Origin of the sequence: Parasphingomonas caseinilytica, assembly GCF_036663755.1 — a bacterium.
GTDB lineage: Bacteria > Pseudomonadota > Alphaproteobacteria > Sphingomonadales > Sphingomonadaceae > Sphingomonas.
The window spans coordinates 361,277-379,838 of the sequence record NZ_JAXOJL010000003.1; the positions used below are offsets into that span (position 1 = coordinate 361,277).

Sequence of the window (18,562 nt, forward strand, 5' to 3'; positions counted from 1 at the left end):
GTCCCGCTCAGGATCGCGCGCGGGTCCAGGTTTGCGTGCGGCACAGGAACATCGCGATACACCCTTTGACGCGCAGCGTGTTCCGGTCGTCGAGCGTCAGGAATCCCCGGCTCGCGCCTTGGCCCGAATTGGGATCGTAGACCGATCCGCCGGTCCACGCCTCCGGTCCGCCGGTGAATCCGTTCAGCACGACGAGATTCTTGATCTTGCGGGTGCGCAACGCCGGATCGTCGTTGCGGATGTCGCGCTGTTCGGGATCGGCGCGGAGCGGGATGCCGTCGATGACGCGGCCGCAGATCGCGCCGCCGCAACGGTAGATCTCGACCACGCCACCCTGTTCCTGCGTGCTCCAGCGACCGAGAAGGCCGGTATCGCCGGCCGCTGCGACGGCGGGCGATGCGGCCACCAGCAGCGCCGCAATGGCGAGCATGGTCTTCATGCCGCCGCTCCGATCGCGCCGAAGCCCAATCGCGCCTCGGTCACCGCCAGCAGATCGCGATCGTCATGCTGCCACGGATGGAAGCCCGGACGGAAATAGGTCAGATAGGGTATCGCGATGCGGCGCAGCACGCCCGGCTTGCCCAGCAGGAACCCGGCGACGCGCAGCCAGGTACGCGGCCCGTTGATCCCGTCCGCCTTGAACAAGGTCGCCATATTGGCCCCGATCGTCCCGAACAGGATCGCCGTCGCCAGCACCATCGTGCGCGTGCGCAGCGCATAACGGCGCAGGCTCGACCAATCCTTGGTCGCGGCGAGCAGCGTGTCGTAGCACACCGCTTTGTGTTCGATCTCCTCCATCGCGTGCCAGGCCCACAAGCGTCCGATCTCGTCCGGCGCGCCCTGCATGTCGCGCTCGTTATCGGCGAGCAGCGCATGCGCCAGAATCGCGGTGAAATGCTCCAGCGCGCAGGTCGCAGCGAGCTGTTCGTGCGGGGAGCGCTTGCGCGCGATGTTCAGCACTTTCAGCGTACGATCCTCCAGCGCCGCGACGTCGTAGCCGCTGTCGGAGGCGAGCGCATTGAACGCGGCATGTTCGCGGCTGTGCACCGCCTCCTGTCCGCAGAACGCCTTGATCTGCGCGCGGAGCGGCGCATCGACGCTGTCGCGAAAACGGCGGGCGCTATCCATGAAGAACTTTTCTCCCGCTGGAAACGTGCACGACAGCGCATTGTAGAATGCGGTCTGGACGGGATCTTCGCTGTGCCACCAGCGGCGCTGCGATGTGCTGCCCTGGTTGAACCGCACGTTGCGGATCGGAATGGCGACATCGGGCGAGGTGTGATCGTAGGTCATCGAGTCGGTCCTCTCTAATGAACAATGATGTCAATATATCTAAATAGACATTGATGTCAATATGAGTCTCGCGGACCGAATTGCCGTGCACAAAAAAATCCCGGCATCGCGAGAGGGACGCGATGCCGGGAGAGGGTCCAGTCGATCCGGTGCCGCGCGGCAGCCACCGGACTTGGGGGCTGGATCAGGGGTTGATGGTCAGCGCGTTGTCGTGCGTCGTCAGCGAACCGCTGACCTTGCAATCCGGTGGCAGCGCCTGATTGACGAAGCTCAGCGCATGGGTGGTATTATTGAACGTGCCGACCAGATCGGCGGCAGGCGAACAATTGCCGATCGGCGTGTTCACCGCCACGCCCGAAATCTTCACCGAGGTCGTCGACAGCGCCGTCAGCGTCCAAGGCAGGTTGGTGGCGGTCACCGTCGAGCACAGGCCCAGCGTGCCGCCGGAGAACGTCGCGCTCGTCACCTGGCCCGTACCGTTCGAGATATTGCCGACGAAATGCGCGGTGCAGGCGAGCTGCGTGCCGCCCTTGTTGAGATTGGTGTTGCCGTCGGCGACGAACGGCCCGTCCGGGGTGGCGGTCTGGGCGAATGCGGCAACGGGGAGAGCGATCGATGCCAGCGCACCGAGACACAGGATCTTCAGTTTCATGGTCGTTCCTTTCCTAGGATCGGCGTCTCATGGGCGCCCTTGGCGGGAGCTGCCCTCCCTGCTTTCCTTGACGCGGCCGATCGTGAATGCGGGGGATGCCCGCCAAGAAAAATTTTGCGCGCGCGGGTTCGTCTTACTTGGGCGCGAGTTCGATCCGGTCGTCGGTGCGTGCCACCACGCGGGCGATCCCGTTCAGTTCGAGCGCGGTGGTGAAGGCATCGGTGTCGCCGGCACGGAACACGCCGACGATTTTCTTGTCCGGCGTCAGTCCCCCGGTGAAGACGATCTTACGGGCCGAATGCCGGTTGACCTCCGCCACCGCGCTGGCGAGCGGATCATGGAAGAAGGTCAATCGCCCCGACAACCAACTGGTCTCCTGCCCGGCATCGACGCGTGACAGAACCCAGCTCTTGCCGGGATCGGCGACCAGCTTGCCGCCGGGCACCAGCTCGGCGCTATGACCCGATCCGAACATCCGCTTCGGTTCGTCGACCCGCACCTTGCCCTCGACCAGGGTGACCGTCACGGCGCTGCCCTCGACGCTGACGTCGAACGCGGTGCCCACGGCGCGGACGGTCTTGTCGCCGGCCTGGACGAGAAACGGGTGGACGTGATCCTTCGCCACCTGGAAATAGGCACGTCCACGGATCAGCTTGATACGCCGCACCGCCGCCATCTCTACGACCTTGAGTTCGCTCTGCCCGTCGAGCGTAATCACCGATCCGTCGGCGAGCGTCGTCGTCGTACGTTGCCCGGTGCCGGTCCTCAGGGTTTCTCCGCCACCCCGCGTGAACCCGAGTTCGCCGAGCACGCCCGATTCCATAGCGGCCCAACTCGTCACCGTCAGCACCAAGGCGGCGGCAACCGCCATCAAGCCGCGCCGGATATAGAGCCGCCGATCATGCGTGCGTGCGTCCTGTTCGCGCGCCGCCAGGATCATCGGTTCGTTCGCGACCAGCCCCAGCACGTGCCAATGCCGCTCCAGCCGGGCATAGGCGTCACGCTCGCCCTCGCCACGTGCCAGCCAGTCGGTGAAACGCACCAGTTCGGCCTCGCTCATCTCGCCCGACCGGCGCAAATTGAGCCACCCAGCCGCCTCCTCGCGCAACAGGCCGGGATCGATCGCGGCCCCGCTCATGATCCGGACTCCATATCCTTGGCGAGTCCCACGATCGCGCGGTGCATCAGTTCCTTCACCGAATCCTTAGAGATTCCCATGCGCACCGCGATGGCGCGATACGTCATGTTCTCGAAGCGGTGAAACTGGAATGCGGCGCGGCAGCGCGGCGGCAGTTTCAGGATCGCCTTCACCGCCCGCGCATATTCGTCGCGCCCGATCGCGATACGTTCGGGCGAGATGTCGTCGGCGACCGCCAGGCCATCTTCATACGGGGCGTGGGCGTCTCGGTGGCGAACCGTATCGCTGCGGTGGCGGCTGACCAGCACGTTGCGCGCGACGCGGAACAGATAGCGTTCGACGTTCTCGATCGGCTCGCTGAGTTGTGCGACCTGCATCCGCACGAACACTTCCTGCACGAGATCGTCGACATCGGCATCGTTGACGCGGCGGCTGAAGAACCGCCGCAGGCCGGGGCCGTAGCTCGTCATCCACGCGGCGATATCGCGGTCGGTCGTATGCGGATCGCTCATTGCGCGTCCGCTCCAATCGACCATCGAGACCTCGCCTGCCCACATGAAGCCGCACTTCCCGGGGCCGTGATGGCCCGTTCCATAGCCAATGACGCCACGGAAAGCGTTTGGGGGGTGTCGATGTGAAAATAATCTTTGCGATCAGTCATGTGCCCGCTCCCGGCACGGCCGGCGGTGGCGTGCTGGACCAGACGATCGTGTCGCCGACCTTCAATCCGGACAGGATTTCCACCCCGTCCGGCGCGACGTGCCCGATCGTCACCGACACCGCCTGCGTCGCGCCGCCGCGCTTGACCATCACCTGCGCGGCCGGCGCGGCACCGATCACCGCGGCCGGTGGCACGACGATCGCCGATGGCTTGCTGAACGTCGTGATCGTCACCGTGCCGGTCATGCCGATCCGCACCGACGCGGCCTGATCGGCGGGCGGCGGATCGAGCCGGGCGATCGCGACGAAGCTCGATTTGTTGGCCGCCGTCGCCGCGCTCGCCTGCCCCGCGACGCGCGTCACTTTGCCCTGCAATGCGCCCGCAAACCCCGCGCCGATCACCGTCACGCGCTGCCCGACCCGGATCGTGTTGACGTCGCGTTCGTCGAGATTGAACGACACCGCCAGCCCGCCCGGCTGCACGATCGTGCCGATCAACTGCCCCATCGCCACCTGCATCCCCGCACGCACCTCCCCCGCGCCGTCGCCCTTGCCGGCGGGCGGGCGGACGACGATGCCGCCCTCCGACGCGCGCACCATCGCGGCGGCGGCTTGCGCCCGCAGCGCCCGGAACCGCGCCTCGGCATGGTTCAGCGCCAGCAGGGAGAGCCGGCGATTGTCGCCCGCCCCCCGCCGCAATACCGCAGCATGATCCTCCCGCGCGGCGGCGAGTGCGAGGTTTTGCGACTGCACCTGTTGCTGCAGTGAATCATATTCGCTCCGCGCCACCAGCCCCTTGTCGAGCAACGTTCTCGTTTCGGTCAGCCGTCGCCGCGTATCGGCAAGGTCGTAGGTCGCGCCCGCCACCGCGCGCCGCGCGCGAGACGCCTCCTGACCGCTGGACCAGGTCGCGATCTCATCGTCGCTCTGTCGCGCCTTCAGATACGCCGCCTCCGCATCACCGAGCCGCTGGTCGAGATCGGCGGTATCGACCGCGACGAGCAACTGCCCACGCGTCACCCGGTCGCCATAGGCGAACCCGGTCGTCGCGATCGTCCCGTCGAACGGCCCGACGATGTAGATCCCGTCCCCGGGCACGATCGTGCCCACCAGGCTCATCGTCGCGTTGAACGGCCGCCGCGCCACGACCATTTCCTGCGTCGTCGTCGCACTGGCATCCGTCGCCGGCGCGGGCCTCCACCACCAGAGCGGCACAGCGATCAGCAGTGCGACGAGCAGAACGATTGCGGAGCGGTCACGCAGGATATCGGGCAAGCGCATCAATCGTTCACCTCGATCTGCCAGGTCGCGATCGTACTGCCGAGTTGCTGGTCGAGCGAGGTCAGCGCGTTGAGATAGGCGATCTCAGCGGTCAGCGCCTGCGTATCGGCGGCGCGCAGGTCCGCCTGGAACGACAGCACCTCGAAATTGGACGATCGCCCGACCTTCAGTTTCTCGCGCTGGATATCGAGCGCGCGTTGCGCGAGCGACTGAGCGCGGCGCGCCGCCTCGACCTGCAGCCAGGTCGCATCCGCCGCCTGCACCGCATCGCGCACCTGAGTCTCGGCCGCTTGCAGCAAATCTTCATAGCGCAATTCGGCGGTGCGCAGATTGGTCGTCGCCTGGATCTCGCCCTGCCTGAACGCCGGTTCGCCGATCGGCACGTTCAACTGCACGCCGACCGTCCGGTTGGTGCGGCCATCGATCGGTCCCAGCAACGGATCGCGCCCGGTCGAGCGATCGAGTGTGCCGACCACCGACACATCCCAAAGTCGGTTGTTCTTCGCCACGATCAGCGACTGGCGATTCTGTTCGAGCGCCTTGCGCTGCGCCAGCACGTCCATTCGCGCATCCAGCCCCAGCACCACCGCGCGCTCGACATCGATCGGCAGGCGCGTGACGGTGATCGCGTCACCCGCGACGATATTGGTGCGCGGATCGACCGCCACCAATTGCAGCAACGCAAGTTGCGTGCTGCGCACCTGTTGCCCGGCCTGGATCACCGCGACCTGCTGGTTGGCGACACCCGATTCCGCCTGCACGATATCCGCCGCCGCCATCCGCCCGGCATCGATCAGCGCCTGGCTCGTCCCGACGATCGCCTGCGTCCGTTCCAGCGCCAGTTGCGACAGCCGCGCCTGCTCCTGCGCCTGGAGCAGCGAGCGATAGGCGAAGACGACGCTGGTGACGATGTTCGACACCGTCGTTTCGAGGTTGAGGCGGTTGATCTGGTTCTGCAGCGCCGCGATCCGGAGCGGCGCCAGGTTGGTCGCGAACCCGCCACCGCGCAGCAACGGTTGCGCGACGACCAGGCTCGTCGTCTCGGCCCGTCCCCCCGGCCCGTCGAGCCGATCAGCCCGCGTCCACACGAACTGCGCGGTGGCACCGGTGGGCGCACGCCACGTCACGGTCGGGGAGACGGTCGATCGCAGCGCCGTCACGCCGCTCAGCCGGCTGGAAAAGACATCGGCGGCCAGATTGATGCGCGGCTGGAACCGGCTGTTGGCGACAACCAGATCGAATTTCTGCGCCACGCGATCGAGATAGGCCGACCGGATCGTGCGATTGTCGCGCAGCGCCAGCGCGACGACTTCGGCCAGGGAGACCGGCACCGGCGGGCCCTGTGGCCGGGGATTGTCCGGCGCGCTCACCACCGGCGTGATCGGCACGGCGGTCTGCGCGCTTGCCCCGAGGCCCATCATAAGGAAACATGGCGGCATCAAAAGCCAGGAACGCGCCAGATGCCCGATCAGATGCTGTCCGTCCTCGCGACCTGCCTCGCCCTCACGGCCTGCGCGACGCCTGCCGAGTTGAAAGCGCCGCCCCGAGGCCCGAGCATCACCGGCGCGGCCATCCCCGCGCTGCCGCCCTATCGCCCGCCTAACTCGCACGCAGCGCCTCGATCGGATCCATCCGCGACGCCGTGATCGCGGGATACAGCCCGAACAGTACGCCGACCAGCGCCGCCCCGCCGACACCCAGCGGCAAGGCATAGAAGGCAAGGCTGAAGTCCCAGCCCGAACTGCGCGCCATGAACCAGGCGATACCCACGCCGACCGCCGCCCCCGCGCCGCCGCCGATGATCGCCAGCGCCGCGGATTCGATCACCACCATCACCTGCAGGTCCCGCGGCGATGCGCCGACCGCGGCGCGTAAGCCGATCTCGCTGCGCCGCTCCATGATCCCCATCAGCATCACGTTCATCACCCCGATCCCGCCGACCAGTAGCGAGATCGCGCCGATCGCGGTCAGCAACCGCGTGTTGATCGCCTTCTGGGCGTTCATCGTGCGGATCAGGTCGCGCGCGGTCTGCACCTGGATCGCCGCGGCGGGATCGGCGAAGCGCGCCATCAGCCGCGCCGCGACCGGGGCCTCTTCCGTCTGCGGTTTCAGGCGTACGAGCGCGGAGGTCGGCTTCGGGCTGGCCAGCACGCGCGCGCCACCGGCCAGCGGCACGAACACCGCATTGGCATAATCGGCCGGATCGAGCGCGGTCGCCGTCCCCGGTTTCAGCACGCCCACCACCGTGAACACATAGCCACCGATCCGCACCCGCCCGCCGGTCGACATCTGCGCGCCCGGCCCCGACAGCTTCGCCGCCGCCTGATCGCCAAGCACCGCGACCAGCGCATCGTCATCGATCGCGCGCAGGAATCGCCCCTGCGCGATGGACAGTCCTGCCAGCACGGGCAATGCGGTCGTCGCCGCGACGATCGGCATGTCCGCGCTTTGCGCATCGCTCGCCACCGGCCCCCGCCCGATCGAGAGCGGCGCGGTCGCCAGCACCGCCGGATCGGTCTGCGGCAACGCCTCGACCGTCGCCTGAGCGAGCCAGGCCGGCGCTGCGCCGACCGGGGCGGCCTGTACCTGCAGCATATCGACGCCCATCGCCTTGAACAGCTTCAGCGTCTCGCGCTGCGCGATATGCCCGACCTCGAGCATCGATACGATCGAGGCGGTGCCGATCAGGATGCCGAGCAGCGCCAGCGCCGATCGCACGCCCTGCGCCCGCACGTTCGCGAACGCCTCGGCCAAAGTCTCGCCGAGCGGGGCGTTGGGGAGCGCCAGCGCGGTCACGCCCCACTATCCCGAATGATCGCGCCGTCGAGCAGCTCGATCCGGCGGGCGCAGCGCTCCGCCATGCGCGTATCGTGCGTGACCATCAGGATGCTGACACCCATGTCGCGGTTGAGTTCGTCGAGCAGGTCGATCACCTCGGCGGCGGTCGCGCTGTCGAGGCTACCGGTCGGTTCATCGGCGAGGATGAGCTGCGGCTCCCCGATCAGCGCCCGCGCGATCGCCACGCGCTGCCGCTGGCCGCCCGACAGTTCCGCCGGCCGATGCTGCGCGCGATCGGCAAGGCCGACGCGGTCGAGCATCGCCAGCGCCCGCTCCCGCCGCACATCGCGCCCGATCCCGCGATACAGCAAAGGCAATGCGACATTCTGCCACGCGGCGAGCCGGGGCAGCAGATGAAACGACTGGAAGACGAACCCGAGAAGCGCATTGCGGCTCCGCGCCGTGGCATAGGGCGAGGAGAAATCGATCGGTGCGCCGGCCAGCGTCATCCCGCCCGTATCCGGCCGATCAAGCAGCCCCACGATATTGAGCAACGTGCTCTTGCCCGATCCCGATGGCCCGAGGATCGCGCAAAACGCGCCGGCGGCGAGCGACAGGGAAATGCTGCGCAATACGACGATCGGGTTCGGTTGGCCCGGATATGATTTGCCGATGCCGTGCAACTCCAGCATTCGCGTCGCTCTCCTGCCGCTAAGGCTCGCGACCTCGCCTCTCCGGGTCAACCCCCAAACGATCCGGCTCGGTCGATCACCCGCTCGAACGGTCGACTGCAATGGCGGGCAAAGCGTTGGACAGCGTTATCAGAAGCTTCCGGCTGCATTCGCTGCAATTTTATTTCAAGCTCGCTCCCCCCTCTTCCGGCAAAGCCGACGTCTATGTCAGGCACGCCAGACACTGGCGGCCAACAAGAACACGGGACGGGATACCCGCCCGATGTGGAGAGGAGAGCGACCATGGCGCTGCGGCTATTCCCGATTCATTCTCTGTTGTGCAGTGTCGCGCTCTCCGGCCTGTCGACCGTTATGCCGCTCTCCGCCGCGACCGCCCAAACCGTGAAATACAACATCCCGCCGCAGCCGCTCGACCGGGCGTTGCGCGAATTCGGCGTACAGAGCGGAACGTCGATCCTGGTCGATGCCGCCCTGACCGCGGGCAAGAGCACCAACGGCTTCGTAGCATCGGGCGATTCCGAAACCGCGCTCACCGCGATCCTGCGCAACACGGGCCTTGGGTTCCAGCGCAAGGACAACGTCTTCGTCGTCAAGCCTGCTCTGGCCACGTCGCAGGCCGAGGCACCACCCGAGCCGACTGCCGATGCCACGCAGGAAATCATCGTCACCGCCCGCAAGCGCGAGGAGCGGATCCAGGACGTGCCGATCGCGATCTCGGCCTTTTCGCCCAAGGCGCTCGATCAGTTGAAGATCGAGGGAGGTTCGGAACTGCTTCGCGCGATCCCCAACGTCACCTTCTCCAAAAACAATTTCTCCGGCTTCAACTTCGCGATCCGCGGCATCGGCACCAAGGCGGTGTCCGTCACCACCGATCCGGCCGTCGCGGTCAGCTACAACAATGCGCCGTTGATCCGGAATCGCCTGTTCGAACAGGAATATCTCGATGTCGAACGGGTCGAGGTGCTGCGCGGTCCGCAGGGTACGCTGTACGGCCGCAACGCCACCGCCGGCGTCGTCAACCAAATCACCGCCAAGCCGAGCTTCGCCAAATTCGACGGCGAGCTCCGGGGCGAGGTCGGCAATTACGATACGCGACGTCTGCGTGGTTTCGTCAACATTCCGATCACCGATACGATCGCGGTGCGCGTGGCGGGCGCAACGACGCGGCGCAACGGTTTCGATTACAACACGATCACCGATCGCGCGGTCAACGGCCGCGATCTGTGGCAGGCGCGCGGGTCGTTGCGCTGGAAGCCGACCGACCGTTTCACCGCCGATTTCATCTGGGAACATTTTCAGGAAAACGACAATCGCTCGCGCACCGGCAAGCAGCTTTGCACGCGCGATCCGGGGCCGAGTTCGATCGGCGGCATCGCGATCACCGATCCCCAAACGCGCGGCATCCTGAGCCAGGGATGCCAGAACAAATCGATCTTCACCGACGCCGCGTACGGCACGCCCAACGGCCTCAGCCTGCCGCTGGTGATCGCGGCGGGCACGCTCGCCAATCTGGGCTATGATGCCAATTTCAACCTAGTCTCGCTGCTCACACCCGGCGTCGATCCTTATGGCGGCCTGCCGCAATCGAAGAATTTGCGCGAGATCGCGTCGCAGTTCGACCCCGTCTTCCGCGCCAAGAACGACGTGTACCAACTCAACCTGCAATATGACTTCGACAGCGGCTTGAAGCTGTTCTCGCAAACGATGTATTCGAAGGACACCTATTATTCGGCGCAGGATTACAATCGCTTCAACACCGTGCCGATCTTCAACAACTCGTCCGACCTGATGTTCGATCCCAGCTTCCAGCCGGTCACGGGCGGCGGCCTGTCGCCGGGCGGAGTCTTCACCGATCCGCAGCTAGGGCCATCGAACCGGCTGCTCGGCGTCGATCTCAACCGCGCGACCAGCGAGCAATTCTCGCAGGAATTCCGCCTGCAATCGAGCTTTGCCGGGCCGTTCAATTTCAGCGTCGGCGCCAATTACCTGCATTACCAGACGAAGGAGGATTATTTCGTCTTCTTCAACATCGCCAGCGCGATCAACCAAACGCTGTTCACCGATTGCCGTCCCGGCGTGCCGCAGACGAATTGCCCGTATATCGATCCTAATCCGCTCGCCAGCGTGGCCGGCGACGGGCACAATTATTTCCGCAGCGCCAATCCATACAAAGTCGATTCCAAAGGCCTGTTCGGCGAAGTCTATTATCAGCTCAGCCCGACGGTGAAGCTGACCGGCGGCCTGCGCTACACTGACGATCGCAAGACGACCACGCCGGTGCCAAGCCAGTTGTTGCTGGCGACCGGGGTGGTCGGATCCGGCTTCGTCGATCGCGGCTATCCCGAAAGCGCCGACATCCGGCAGCATTTCAGGGCGGTGACCGGCAAGATCGGCATCGACTGGAAGCCGGAATTGTCCTTCACCAACCAGAGCCTGGTCTACGCCTCCTATTCGCGCGGCTACAAAGCGGGCGGTGGCAATCCCCCACCGATCGGGGCCGACCCCGCCTCCTTGCAATTCGTCGTCCAGCCGCAGACGTTCGAACCCGAATTCGTCAACGCATTCGAAGTGGGCATGAAGAATACGCTAGCCGGCGGCAAATTGACCCTGAACATCACCGGCTTCCTGTACGATTACGACAATTATCAGGTGTCGAAGATCATCGATCGCACCGCGCTGAACGAGAATATCAAGGCCAAGACCTGGGGCCTCGAACTCGAATCTTTATGGGCACCCTCGCGCAGCTTCAGCATGAACCTCAATCTGGGCTATCTCGGATCGCGCATCGGCAAGGGTTCGAAATCGATCGACGTGATGGACCGCACACAGGGCAATGCCGACTGGACGGTGGTCAAGCCGTTCCTCCAGCTCGCGTCGAACTGTGTCGCGCCGACCAAATTCGTCACCAAGATCCTGTCGACCAACCTGCCGTTCAATCAGGCCGCGCTCACCGCTTTGTGCGGGGGATCGTATATCGGCGATTTCATTCCCGGCGTCGGCGCGACCGGCGTGGATTTCACGCAATTCTACGGCTTCAGCTACAATCCCGCGACCGACGGCCCCAATCAGGGCCAGGGCTTCACCGCCGATCTCAGCGGCAAACAATTGCCCAACGCTCCGCATTTCACCGCTAGCATCGGCGCGCAATACACCGTCTTTCTGAATGATTGGGAAGCGACGTTCCACGCCGATTATTATCGCCAGAGCGCCAGCTACGCCCGAGTCTACAACACCGCGTTCGATCGCCTGAAGGCGTGGGACAATGCCAACCTCTCGCTCACCGTCGCCCGCCCCGATTCAGGGCTGTCGTTCCAGCTCTACGTCAAGAACGTCTTCAACAAATCGCCGATCACCGATTCCTTCGTCAACAGCGACGATAGCGGCCTGACGACCAACGTCTTCACCCTCGACCGACGGATCATCGGCTTCAACGTGACGAAGCGCTTCTGATCGCTGTGCTGTGCCTGCTAGGAGACTTTTCGGCAGCGACAGCGCCCCCCTGTCGGCAAGCCGTGTTCCCAGCGACATTGCTACGCCGCGGACCAGCAAGTCACGCGCGCGTCGTCGGCGTGGCGGAACGCGAACAGCCCCGGAGCTTTTGCTACGGGGCGTGGTGTTTGTGTTGTGGTTTGGTTGCGGGGACAGGATCAATTTTAGCTCATCCAAAATACTATCTCCTTGATTTGGTGAATTAATTTCAGAAGCATCTTAAGGAATACCCCTGCTGATACCCCCATCGCCCTGAAGATGCGGTAAGATGTCTCAATTTCGCGACCAGCAGCTTTTAAGAGCGTCATTGATCTAAACGTGACCAAGGCAAACCGGAGATCGGCGCTTACAGGGCTCACATCTATTGCTGTAAGGCTCGGAAATGCGTGGGTTTCCGATCCTACACAAATCTGTGGACCCTTCGTGACCCACCCTAAATTCGGTCCGTAGCTTGGACTCAAAACCGCCCCGAATGGACCACTGTGCATAGAGCTGAGGCGACCGGGGACTAGAAACTAAAAGCAGCACATCGGCCCATTTGTATGCGTTGATAATCTTCGCTCGGGCGACGCGTGTGACCGAATGCGCCGGGACCTCTACATCAATAATTTTCTCTTTCACAAAGACTTATCAGCGGGAAACGTCGGTCGGTCTGTCACGAATTTGGCAACACACTTTAGAGTTTTAGTACGACATGTTAGATGGCCTCTAGCAAGCTTATCTAAGCCCTATCCCGTGCGCCCATGCATCAACCTGCCCGAAGGCGTCCTGCTACCATTCATCAGGGCCTCTGCGAACCTAGGTAAGATGCGATGAGTAAGTGCGATGTACCTCAGCATTCCTTCGGCCCGCGCGAAGCTCATAGTCATTGTGAATGGTGGCTCCTGGCGGGAAATCGCCCAGCACGTCGTCAGACTGCGCAAGTTCAAAACCTGCGGGATCCAGCCATCGTACTACGCCTCGCTCGCTAACGGGGATGACATTGTAGCGATTGCGACGACCGTCGGTGCCGGTCAAATTCACGGGCTCTGGTAGATTGGCGGCGGGATCTCCTACCCGCCTCGGCAGGCTGCCTTGCCAAGCTAGGAAAAGCTGAGGATCGATCAGGTCTTCACTCTCAAGTTCGTCATATGCCACTTCGAGCCAAGCTTCGAACTGCGGCCGTCGCGTTGACGCTTCCTCTCGCGTGTGCGCCAAGCCCTGCGACAAAGTGAAGGCGATAAAGGGATCATGGGTGCCCCAGCGCAACAGTTCGCGCGCCCAAAAGCCAAACCAAGGCAATCCGGTCGTCTCTTTCCAAAGTGCAAGAGTTGGTACAGCCAACGGGTCAGCTGCGCCAGTTGTCCAAGCCTGGGCAACGACTGCGCCGATTGCTACGCCCAAGCGATATTCGAGATTGTCGGCAACAAAGCGCTGCCAACTGCGCAGCTGATCAGCCACCGGCGTAGCTGCACCTGGCTCCTGCATCCACCAAGCCATGACGTCGGCCCAACGTTCGAGCAGTGCCTGATCTATTTCCGTAGCGCGTACCCGAAATCCGAACCCACGGTCGGCCACCAGGAGGTCACCAATCGTTTCGAGGATGTCGAGCCGCTCAGTGGCGTCGGCGTCCCCATAGGTAATCGCGCCGGCTATCAACGCACGTATCTGAGGCGCGATTTCTTCGAAACGCCGTCCGACAAGCGGTGAAAGGCCATAATGATAGAGGCGCCGTCGCTCAGCGGCATCGGGATACACTGTCTCTATGACCGCGCGACCGCGTCTGACGAATGCACGCTCGAGCCACTCTTCCTGAACTGCGGCGACGGCGGTGAACGTCGTCCGCCAGAGAGCAATCAGATGCGCCTCCGCCTGTGCGCTGGTCATGTCTGCGTCCTCGGCGCGGGCGATTTCTTCAAGTGCGGTGAGCAGCACGCCGTCCAGTTCATCGAGACTGTCGGCCAAGCGGGAATTAGGATCTGTTGCCCCCTCTCCGGCTGCTTCACTGACTTCGGGCGGCAGCGCCTGATCGAGCCAATCGAGAAACCCAGCTGGGGCAACTCCGAGCAGCCGTAAGGCCCTTTCGCGTATGGTGTTCAGTAGAATAGCCAGTGGGCTTTCGACTTCATCGGCGTCTTCCTCCTCGATAAGGTACGCTGTTCGCAGTCTATCGTAGTCTCGTTGGAGTTCTCGAAGCTGCGTTCGCTGAACAGGGATCGTCTGCGCTGCCGTCGCCGACACATTGGTCGGTAATGCGATGAGCGTCATGCCTTCCAGCCCCCTAGCCGCCCCCGGGCGCCCCGCTCGTCCAGCAAGGTTGCGGAACTCGGACGTCGAAAGTGGTGCGATAATCTGGGTTTGGGTCGCTTGGTCCCACGATCTGCGTTTGAGGGAGGTCAGGAAAATCAGATCGAACGGTAAGTTCACGCCCTCAGTTAGCGTCGCTGTCGCAACGGTGATGGAGCAGATGCGACGATCGATCATCTCCGTCATCAGTCGGCGAAGCCGTTGTGGCATTTGTCCGTGGCTCGTGGCGATGCCCCGGTCCAGCAGGAAGAGTTCGAAGGAGTCCTCGCCGCAATAGTCGACGCAGGTCGCTCGAGCCTCGGCGAAGTGCGCCGCGCGCTCGCCAACGGGCGGCGCGAAGACCGGCGCCGCTGCCCAGCTCGGCAGTTCGAGCGCTTCTTTAAACCAGCGCATCGTCTGCTCGGGTTCCTGAGCTACTGAGATCAGGACACGCTGGTCCTCCTCGACCAAGTGAAGGGCCGTCCAGAGGACGCTGAGGCAATTGAAACGGTTGAGGCTGTTGCGCATCGAAGCTGGCAGACTCGGCATCGGCTCCATCCGGAGCGGAAGATAGACCGGCTGCTCTTGGCCACGAACATAGAGCGTGCGGTCGTTCATAATGTCGAGCAGAATGCGCCCACGGGCATTGGGGGCGGTCTCGAGGACGCCGATGACCTGCCGGGTGCTGCGATACCGCACCCCCACCGCTTCGGCATCTAGCCGACCCTCGATCCAGCGGGCGACCGGCAGGGATGCTCCGCCGGCCACGGCAGTCAGCGCGATTCGCACGATATCGGGGCGTTGTGAAAGAACACGGGACACAAAGCTTTCAAGCCGGATTGCGCGGTTGCTGTGCTCTGCGAAACTGACCCGCGTATTCTCGCCGGCTTCGGGGACGACCTGATGCGCTTCATCGACGATTAAAAGTCGCAGCCTGGCGATCAGCAGCGGCCCCAGGTAGCGCATCAAGGCGTCGGCTTTCTCCACCGTTGCGATCAGGACGGTTGGCTGATCGCCGGTGAGCCAGTAATCGGTGATCCCCCAATCGGCACCGCCATATAGCGCGGTGACCGTCATCTCACGGCCAAGCTCGGAGCGCAGCTTGGCCTCCACTTCGCCGGCCAGAGCGCGCGAGGGGACGAGATAGATCGCCAATGGGGCGATGCCGTCGGGTTCGCGTAGCAGCAGCTCCTTCACCAGAGCGAGATTGGCCACCAGCGTCTTCCCCGAGCCGGTCGGCGTGCAGAGTGCGAAGGAGGAGTCCCGTAGGAGGCGGTCGAGGCCGTGCAGCTGTGAGGTCCACAAGATTCCGCGCCCACGGCTGAACTGGTCGCGGGCATAATCGAGCATCTTGCTGCGGCGCTCGGGGTTAAGCTCCGCCAGCGCGGTCAGCGGACGGTATATGCTCGCGGCTTTGTAGCTGTCCGCAACTTGCCGCACGAGCGAAACGACAAGCGAAGTGTCGTCGCTAAATGCACGCGCGGCCATCGTATCGAGCGCGTAAAGCTTCGCCATCGCCAACTCCAGCCGGGCATCGTCTCCCCGCCTCAGTGTGTCGGCGATCAGGCCCAAGCTGCGGACGAGCTCGACAGTGAAGTACCAGGCGACCCGGTCGCCATCTTCCTGACCATCCTCGTTCACCTCCAACTCGGCGAGGCGCCGACCGGCCTCGGGTGTCGTCAGACCGGGATGTGCAGCCCAGAACGCCATCGCACGGCGAAGCACTGTGTCGAAGTCTGCCTTGAGAAATGCCGCGTAAAGGGCTACACCGACATGCTCGGCGTTGATTTGTCCGAGCAGTCCGGACGCCATCGCCGGCAGCCCACCTAGCTGATAGGCGGCGGCTGCGAGAAGTTCTATCGGAAGAATGGATCGCACGCTGTCTGCGGCGCGCGTAAGCCATTCGAGGATCTCGCCGGTCCTGCGATAGCAGTCGATGGCCCGCGTTGAGGTTGGACCTTCGATTTGTCGGAAGATGTGGGCCGCGTGAAGCAGACGCCGCGCATCGGCCAGTTGACCCGACGATTCCTGCGCACCCCACTGGATCGTCGGCACCTGCCACGTGGCTTGAAGGCAGCGCACATAGGCCCGGGCCTGGGGACGTGATAGTTCGTTCTCGATCGCCAGTGCGACCCGTAGCGTGTTCGCAACCTCCAGCCGCTCGGCATCGAATACTGGCATCAGTTCTCGTCCTGCCAAAGCGTGGGATAAAGCCCGTCGATCAGCGCCTCACCATTCATCAGGATGACCTCGACCACTTGGAGGTCATGGGGGGCGGTATAGTCCTCCGGCGGCGCCTCCCAAGGGATAAGGACAGCATTTTCCTCGCGGCCGGGCGCGCCATTTCCGACGATGAGGACGAGGTTGGTCCGCGGCAAAGGCTGGGCATTGGCCAAGACGATTACGCGATCGATCGAGAGGATCGCGGCGGCATGTCCATCTGGATCACGCTCTTCGAGAAGGCGTTGTAGCTGGCGCAAACCGTGCGGGACTGGCGGATCGCGGTTCACCTCGAACCAGATACCGCGCCCCGATCGGCGGCGCTCTTCGGTCTCCTCGTCAACCTCCCACGGGCCCAACAGCAGCGTTTCCACCGCCCCAGGCGTAAGCCGTCTCCGCCACTTGGCTTCGCCCGCGATCACCCGCTCGACCGCTCCGGCGTCGTCCAGCGCCAGACCGATGAAATCCGAGCCGAATCGGCCGAAGATTTCACGTTCCCGCGCCGGATCGCGGGCCAGTGCCCAGAGATAGGCTTCGACGTCGGCATGAAAGCGAAAGAGAAAAATCGGGACCCGCCATGGATGGCCTCCGACGAACTCGTCGGTGAAAGCCTCGGTCATCAGGCCGGCCATCACCTCGCCGAACAATCCCCGCCTAGCTGTTGCTGGCAGGCAATTGGGATAGCAAGCAGCGGCCTCTGGTGCGTCCGCATCAGGGTGCAGGTCAATGCCGACCTGAGTATGGAAATGCTCTCGCGCATCAAGATGGGCGGATTCAAAATAGGGGCGCAGTGCATCGATCAGCGCGTCACCGACTGCAGCTTCCTGCACGAGCAGGAGATGGCCGTAGGTTCCTTCGACCGTGCCGTTCTTGCGAAGCCAATCCTCTATCGCCGCCGTCGGCGGCGGGCATGTGTGCATCTTCGTTACCGCTCCCCCGAACGCACTACACGATCAAGGCGAAGGATGCGATCAGAGTTCGGAAAGGCAACCAAAGTGGACCAAATGCGGGGCGATTCCAAACCCGCTCATGCAGTTAGTCTTGTAGTCGAGGTCGCCGTATACGCTTACCCTCCAGCGAACTTTCCTAATATCAATTTTAGCGATAATCGCTTCAAAATAGGGATGATCCACTTCGGCGAGCGAATGCCCCATCACGATGATATCCGTCACATCAGCGAGTGCCGCAAAGTTTTGCCGGTAGGCTTCGATAATGCGTACGGTTGGTTTGAAGGTGTCTTTGAAATAGCCGTCAACGATCTCGATGCCCTCGATCACGCGCATATCAGCATTCTCGGGGTCGCTCTCAAACCTGTATGGGTCAGCCAACCCAGGCTCCCAGCCATGGCCGAGCACAAGCTGATCTTCGGACTTTGCCGCGCTGCCGTGAATGTGGAGCACGTGGGCCTCGGGGATGCCATAGAGGCGCTGCAACGTCGGGGTATAATTGAACGTTAGGTACAGCGCGGCGGGATCCAGCCTTATCCAGGGCCCCGGGAAACTTGCGGGCGTCGGGATAGTGAGCTGACGGATCCATTCCCCGAAACGAGCTCGTAGAAGCTGGCTTCGACGGCACCTCAGCCTTTGCACGCAGTCTCTGGTTGAATTCGTTTCCGACCTTTTAACCATTAGATCCTAGCGCTGTCATCTCCGCTTCTGAGGACGATCCTGTGCGTATCGATCAACTTCAACCCACGCCCACCTCGGCGCAACCGCTCGAGATACCTCCGCAACTGTTGGATAGCGTGCTGCGGCACCAGTCCCATCTTTCGTCCCTTGTCGATAGCCTGCGAGCCGCCGGATTAGGCGAAGACGTGGTTGCGGCCAGCGTTCGCACGTTGGTCGACAGTTATGCCGATGACCTCACGGTCGCCATCCGCGCCATGATGAAGGAAGAGCATCATGGATGACGCCCAGTTACACGACGATGATGCAAGGGTAGCCGCACTGCGACGGCTGGACGTACTCGACACCGCGATCGAAGAGCCATTCGAGAAGATCGTCACCCTTGTTCGGACGGTGCTGGCCGTCCCGATGGCAACAGTGACGCTTGTTGATCGCGACCGGCAATGGTTCAAGGCAAAGCGCGGTATCG

The 18,562-nt window shown here is 63.5% G+C and carries 14 protein-coding genes and 1 pseudogene; 3 read left to right on the forward strand and 12 right to left on the reverse strand.

Annotation, left to right across the window (positions count from 1 at the left end; translation table 11 throughout):
* Positions 1-7: 7 nt before the first annotated feature.
* The 9 genes from U1738_RS09905 to U1738_RS09945 form a co-directional block, all read right to left on the reverse strand.
* The gene (locus tag U1738_RS09905) at positions 8-439 is read right to left on the reverse strand and encodes a DUF2147 domain-containing protein (protein ID WP_332788885.1); all 432 of its coding nucleotides are present in this window, start codon (positions 437-439) and stop codon (positions 8-10) included.
* Positions 436-1,293 (reverse strand): metal-dependent hydrolase, encoded by an 858-nt coding sequence (locus U1738_RS09910; protein WP_332788886.1) that lies wholly within the window; start codon positions 1,291-1,293, stop codon positions 436-438. The genes U1738_RS09905 and U1738_RS09910 overlap by 4 nt, the downstream gene beginning before the upstream one ends.
* 184 nt (positions 1,294-1,477) lie before the next feature.
* Positions 1,478-1,945 carry a PraA/PraB family alkane oxidation protein activator gene (locus U1738_RS09915; RefSeq protein WP_332788887.1) on the reverse strand — a complete coding sequence of 156 codons (468 nt, stop codon included), beginning with the start codon at positions 1,943-1,945 and terminating at the stop codon, positions 1,478-1,480.
* A 133-nt stretch (positions 1,946-2,078) separates the two neighbouring features.
* Complete coding sequence (locus tag U1738_RS09920) at positions 2,079-3,083, reverse strand: FecR family protein (RefSeq protein ID WP_332788888.1); 1,005 nt, start codon at positions 3,081-3,083, stop codon at positions 2,079-2,081.
* Positions 3,080-3,595: an RNA polymerase sigma factor gene (locus U1738_RS09925; RefSeq protein ID WP_332788889.1), complete on the reverse strand. Its 516-nt coding sequence runs from the start codon at positions 3,593-3,595 to the stop codon at positions 3,080-3,082. Before U1738_RS09925 ends, U1738_RS09920 begins: the two co-directional genes overlap by 4 nt.
* Before the next feature lie 145 nt (positions 3,596-3,740).
* Positions 3,741-5,024 (reverse strand): efflux RND transporter periplasmic adaptor subunit, encoded by a 1,284-nt coding sequence (locus U1738_RS09930; protein ID WP_332788890.1) that lies wholly within the window; start codon positions 5,022-5,024, stop codon positions 3,741-3,743.
* Positions 5,024-6,445, reverse strand: coding sequence for a TolC family protein (locus U1738_RS09935; protein ID WP_332788891.1), 1,422 nt, complete (start codon positions 6,443-6,445; stop codon positions 5,024-5,026). Before U1738_RS09935 ends, U1738_RS09930 begins: the two co-directional genes overlap by 1 nt.
* 178 nt (positions 6,446-6,623) lie before the next feature.
* Positions 6,624-7,820, reverse strand: a complete 1,197-nt coding sequence (locus tag U1738_RS09940; RefSeq protein WP_332788892.1) for an ABC transporter permease — start codon at positions 7,818-7,820, stop codon at positions 6,624-6,626.
* Complete coding sequence (locus U1738_RS09945) at positions 7,817-8,494, reverse strand: ABC transporter ATP-binding protein (RefSeq protein ID WP_332788893.1); 678 nt, start codon at positions 8,492-8,494, stop codon at positions 7,817-7,819. The genes U1738_RS09940 and U1738_RS09945 overlap by 4 nt, the downstream gene beginning before the upstream one ends.
* Before the next feature lie 282 nt (positions 8,495-8,776).
* Between U1738_RS09945 and U1738_RS09950 the strand changes: the two genes are divergently transcribed.
* The gene (locus U1738_RS09950) at positions 8,777-11,944 is read left to right on the forward strand and encodes a TonB-dependent receptor (protein ID WP_332788894.1); all 3,168 of its coding nucleotides are present in this window, start codon (positions 8,777-8,779) and stop codon (positions 11,942-11,944) included.
* Positions 11,945-12,781: 837 nt separating this feature from the next.
* Here the strand turns inward: U1738_RS09950 and U1738_RS09955 are convergent.
* From U1738_RS09955 to U1738_RS09965, 3 genes are read right to left on the reverse strand one after another with little or no spacing between them, the layout of a single operon-like run.
* Entirely contained in the window at positions 12,782-16,429 is a 3,648-nt protein-coding gene (locus U1738_RS09955; protein ID WP_332788895.1) for a DEAD/DEAH box helicase, read from the reverse strand.
* Positions 16,429-17,388: an aminotransferase gene (locus tag U1738_RS09960; RefSeq protein ID WP_332788896.1), complete on the reverse strand. Its 960-nt coding sequence runs from the start codon at positions 17,386-17,388 to the stop codon at positions 16,429-16,431. Before U1738_RS09960 ends, U1738_RS09955 begins: the two co-directional genes overlap by 1 nt.
* A gap of 51 nt (positions 17,389-17,439) precedes the next feature.
* A complete protein-coding gene (locus U1738_RS09965) occupies positions 17,440-18,096 on the reverse strand; it encodes a bacteriophage abortive infection AbiH family protein (RefSeq protein WP_332788897.1) in 657 nt (218 codons plus the stop codon).
* Between the two features lie 41 nt (positions 18,097-18,137).
* On the opposite strand from U1738_RS09965, the gene U1738_RS09970 reads away from it, so the two are divergent.
* Positions 18,138-18,377: a hypothetical protein gene (locus U1738_RS09970; RefSeq protein WP_332787056.1), complete on the forward strand. Its 240-nt coding sequence runs from the start codon at positions 18,138-18,140 to the stop codon at positions 18,375-18,377.
* Positions 18,370-18,562: pseudogene (locus tag U1738_RS09975) on the forward strand (sensor domain-containing diguanylate cyclase); the annotation flags it as partial. The gene U1738_RS09970 and the pseudogene U1738_RS09975, both read left to right, overlap by 8 nt.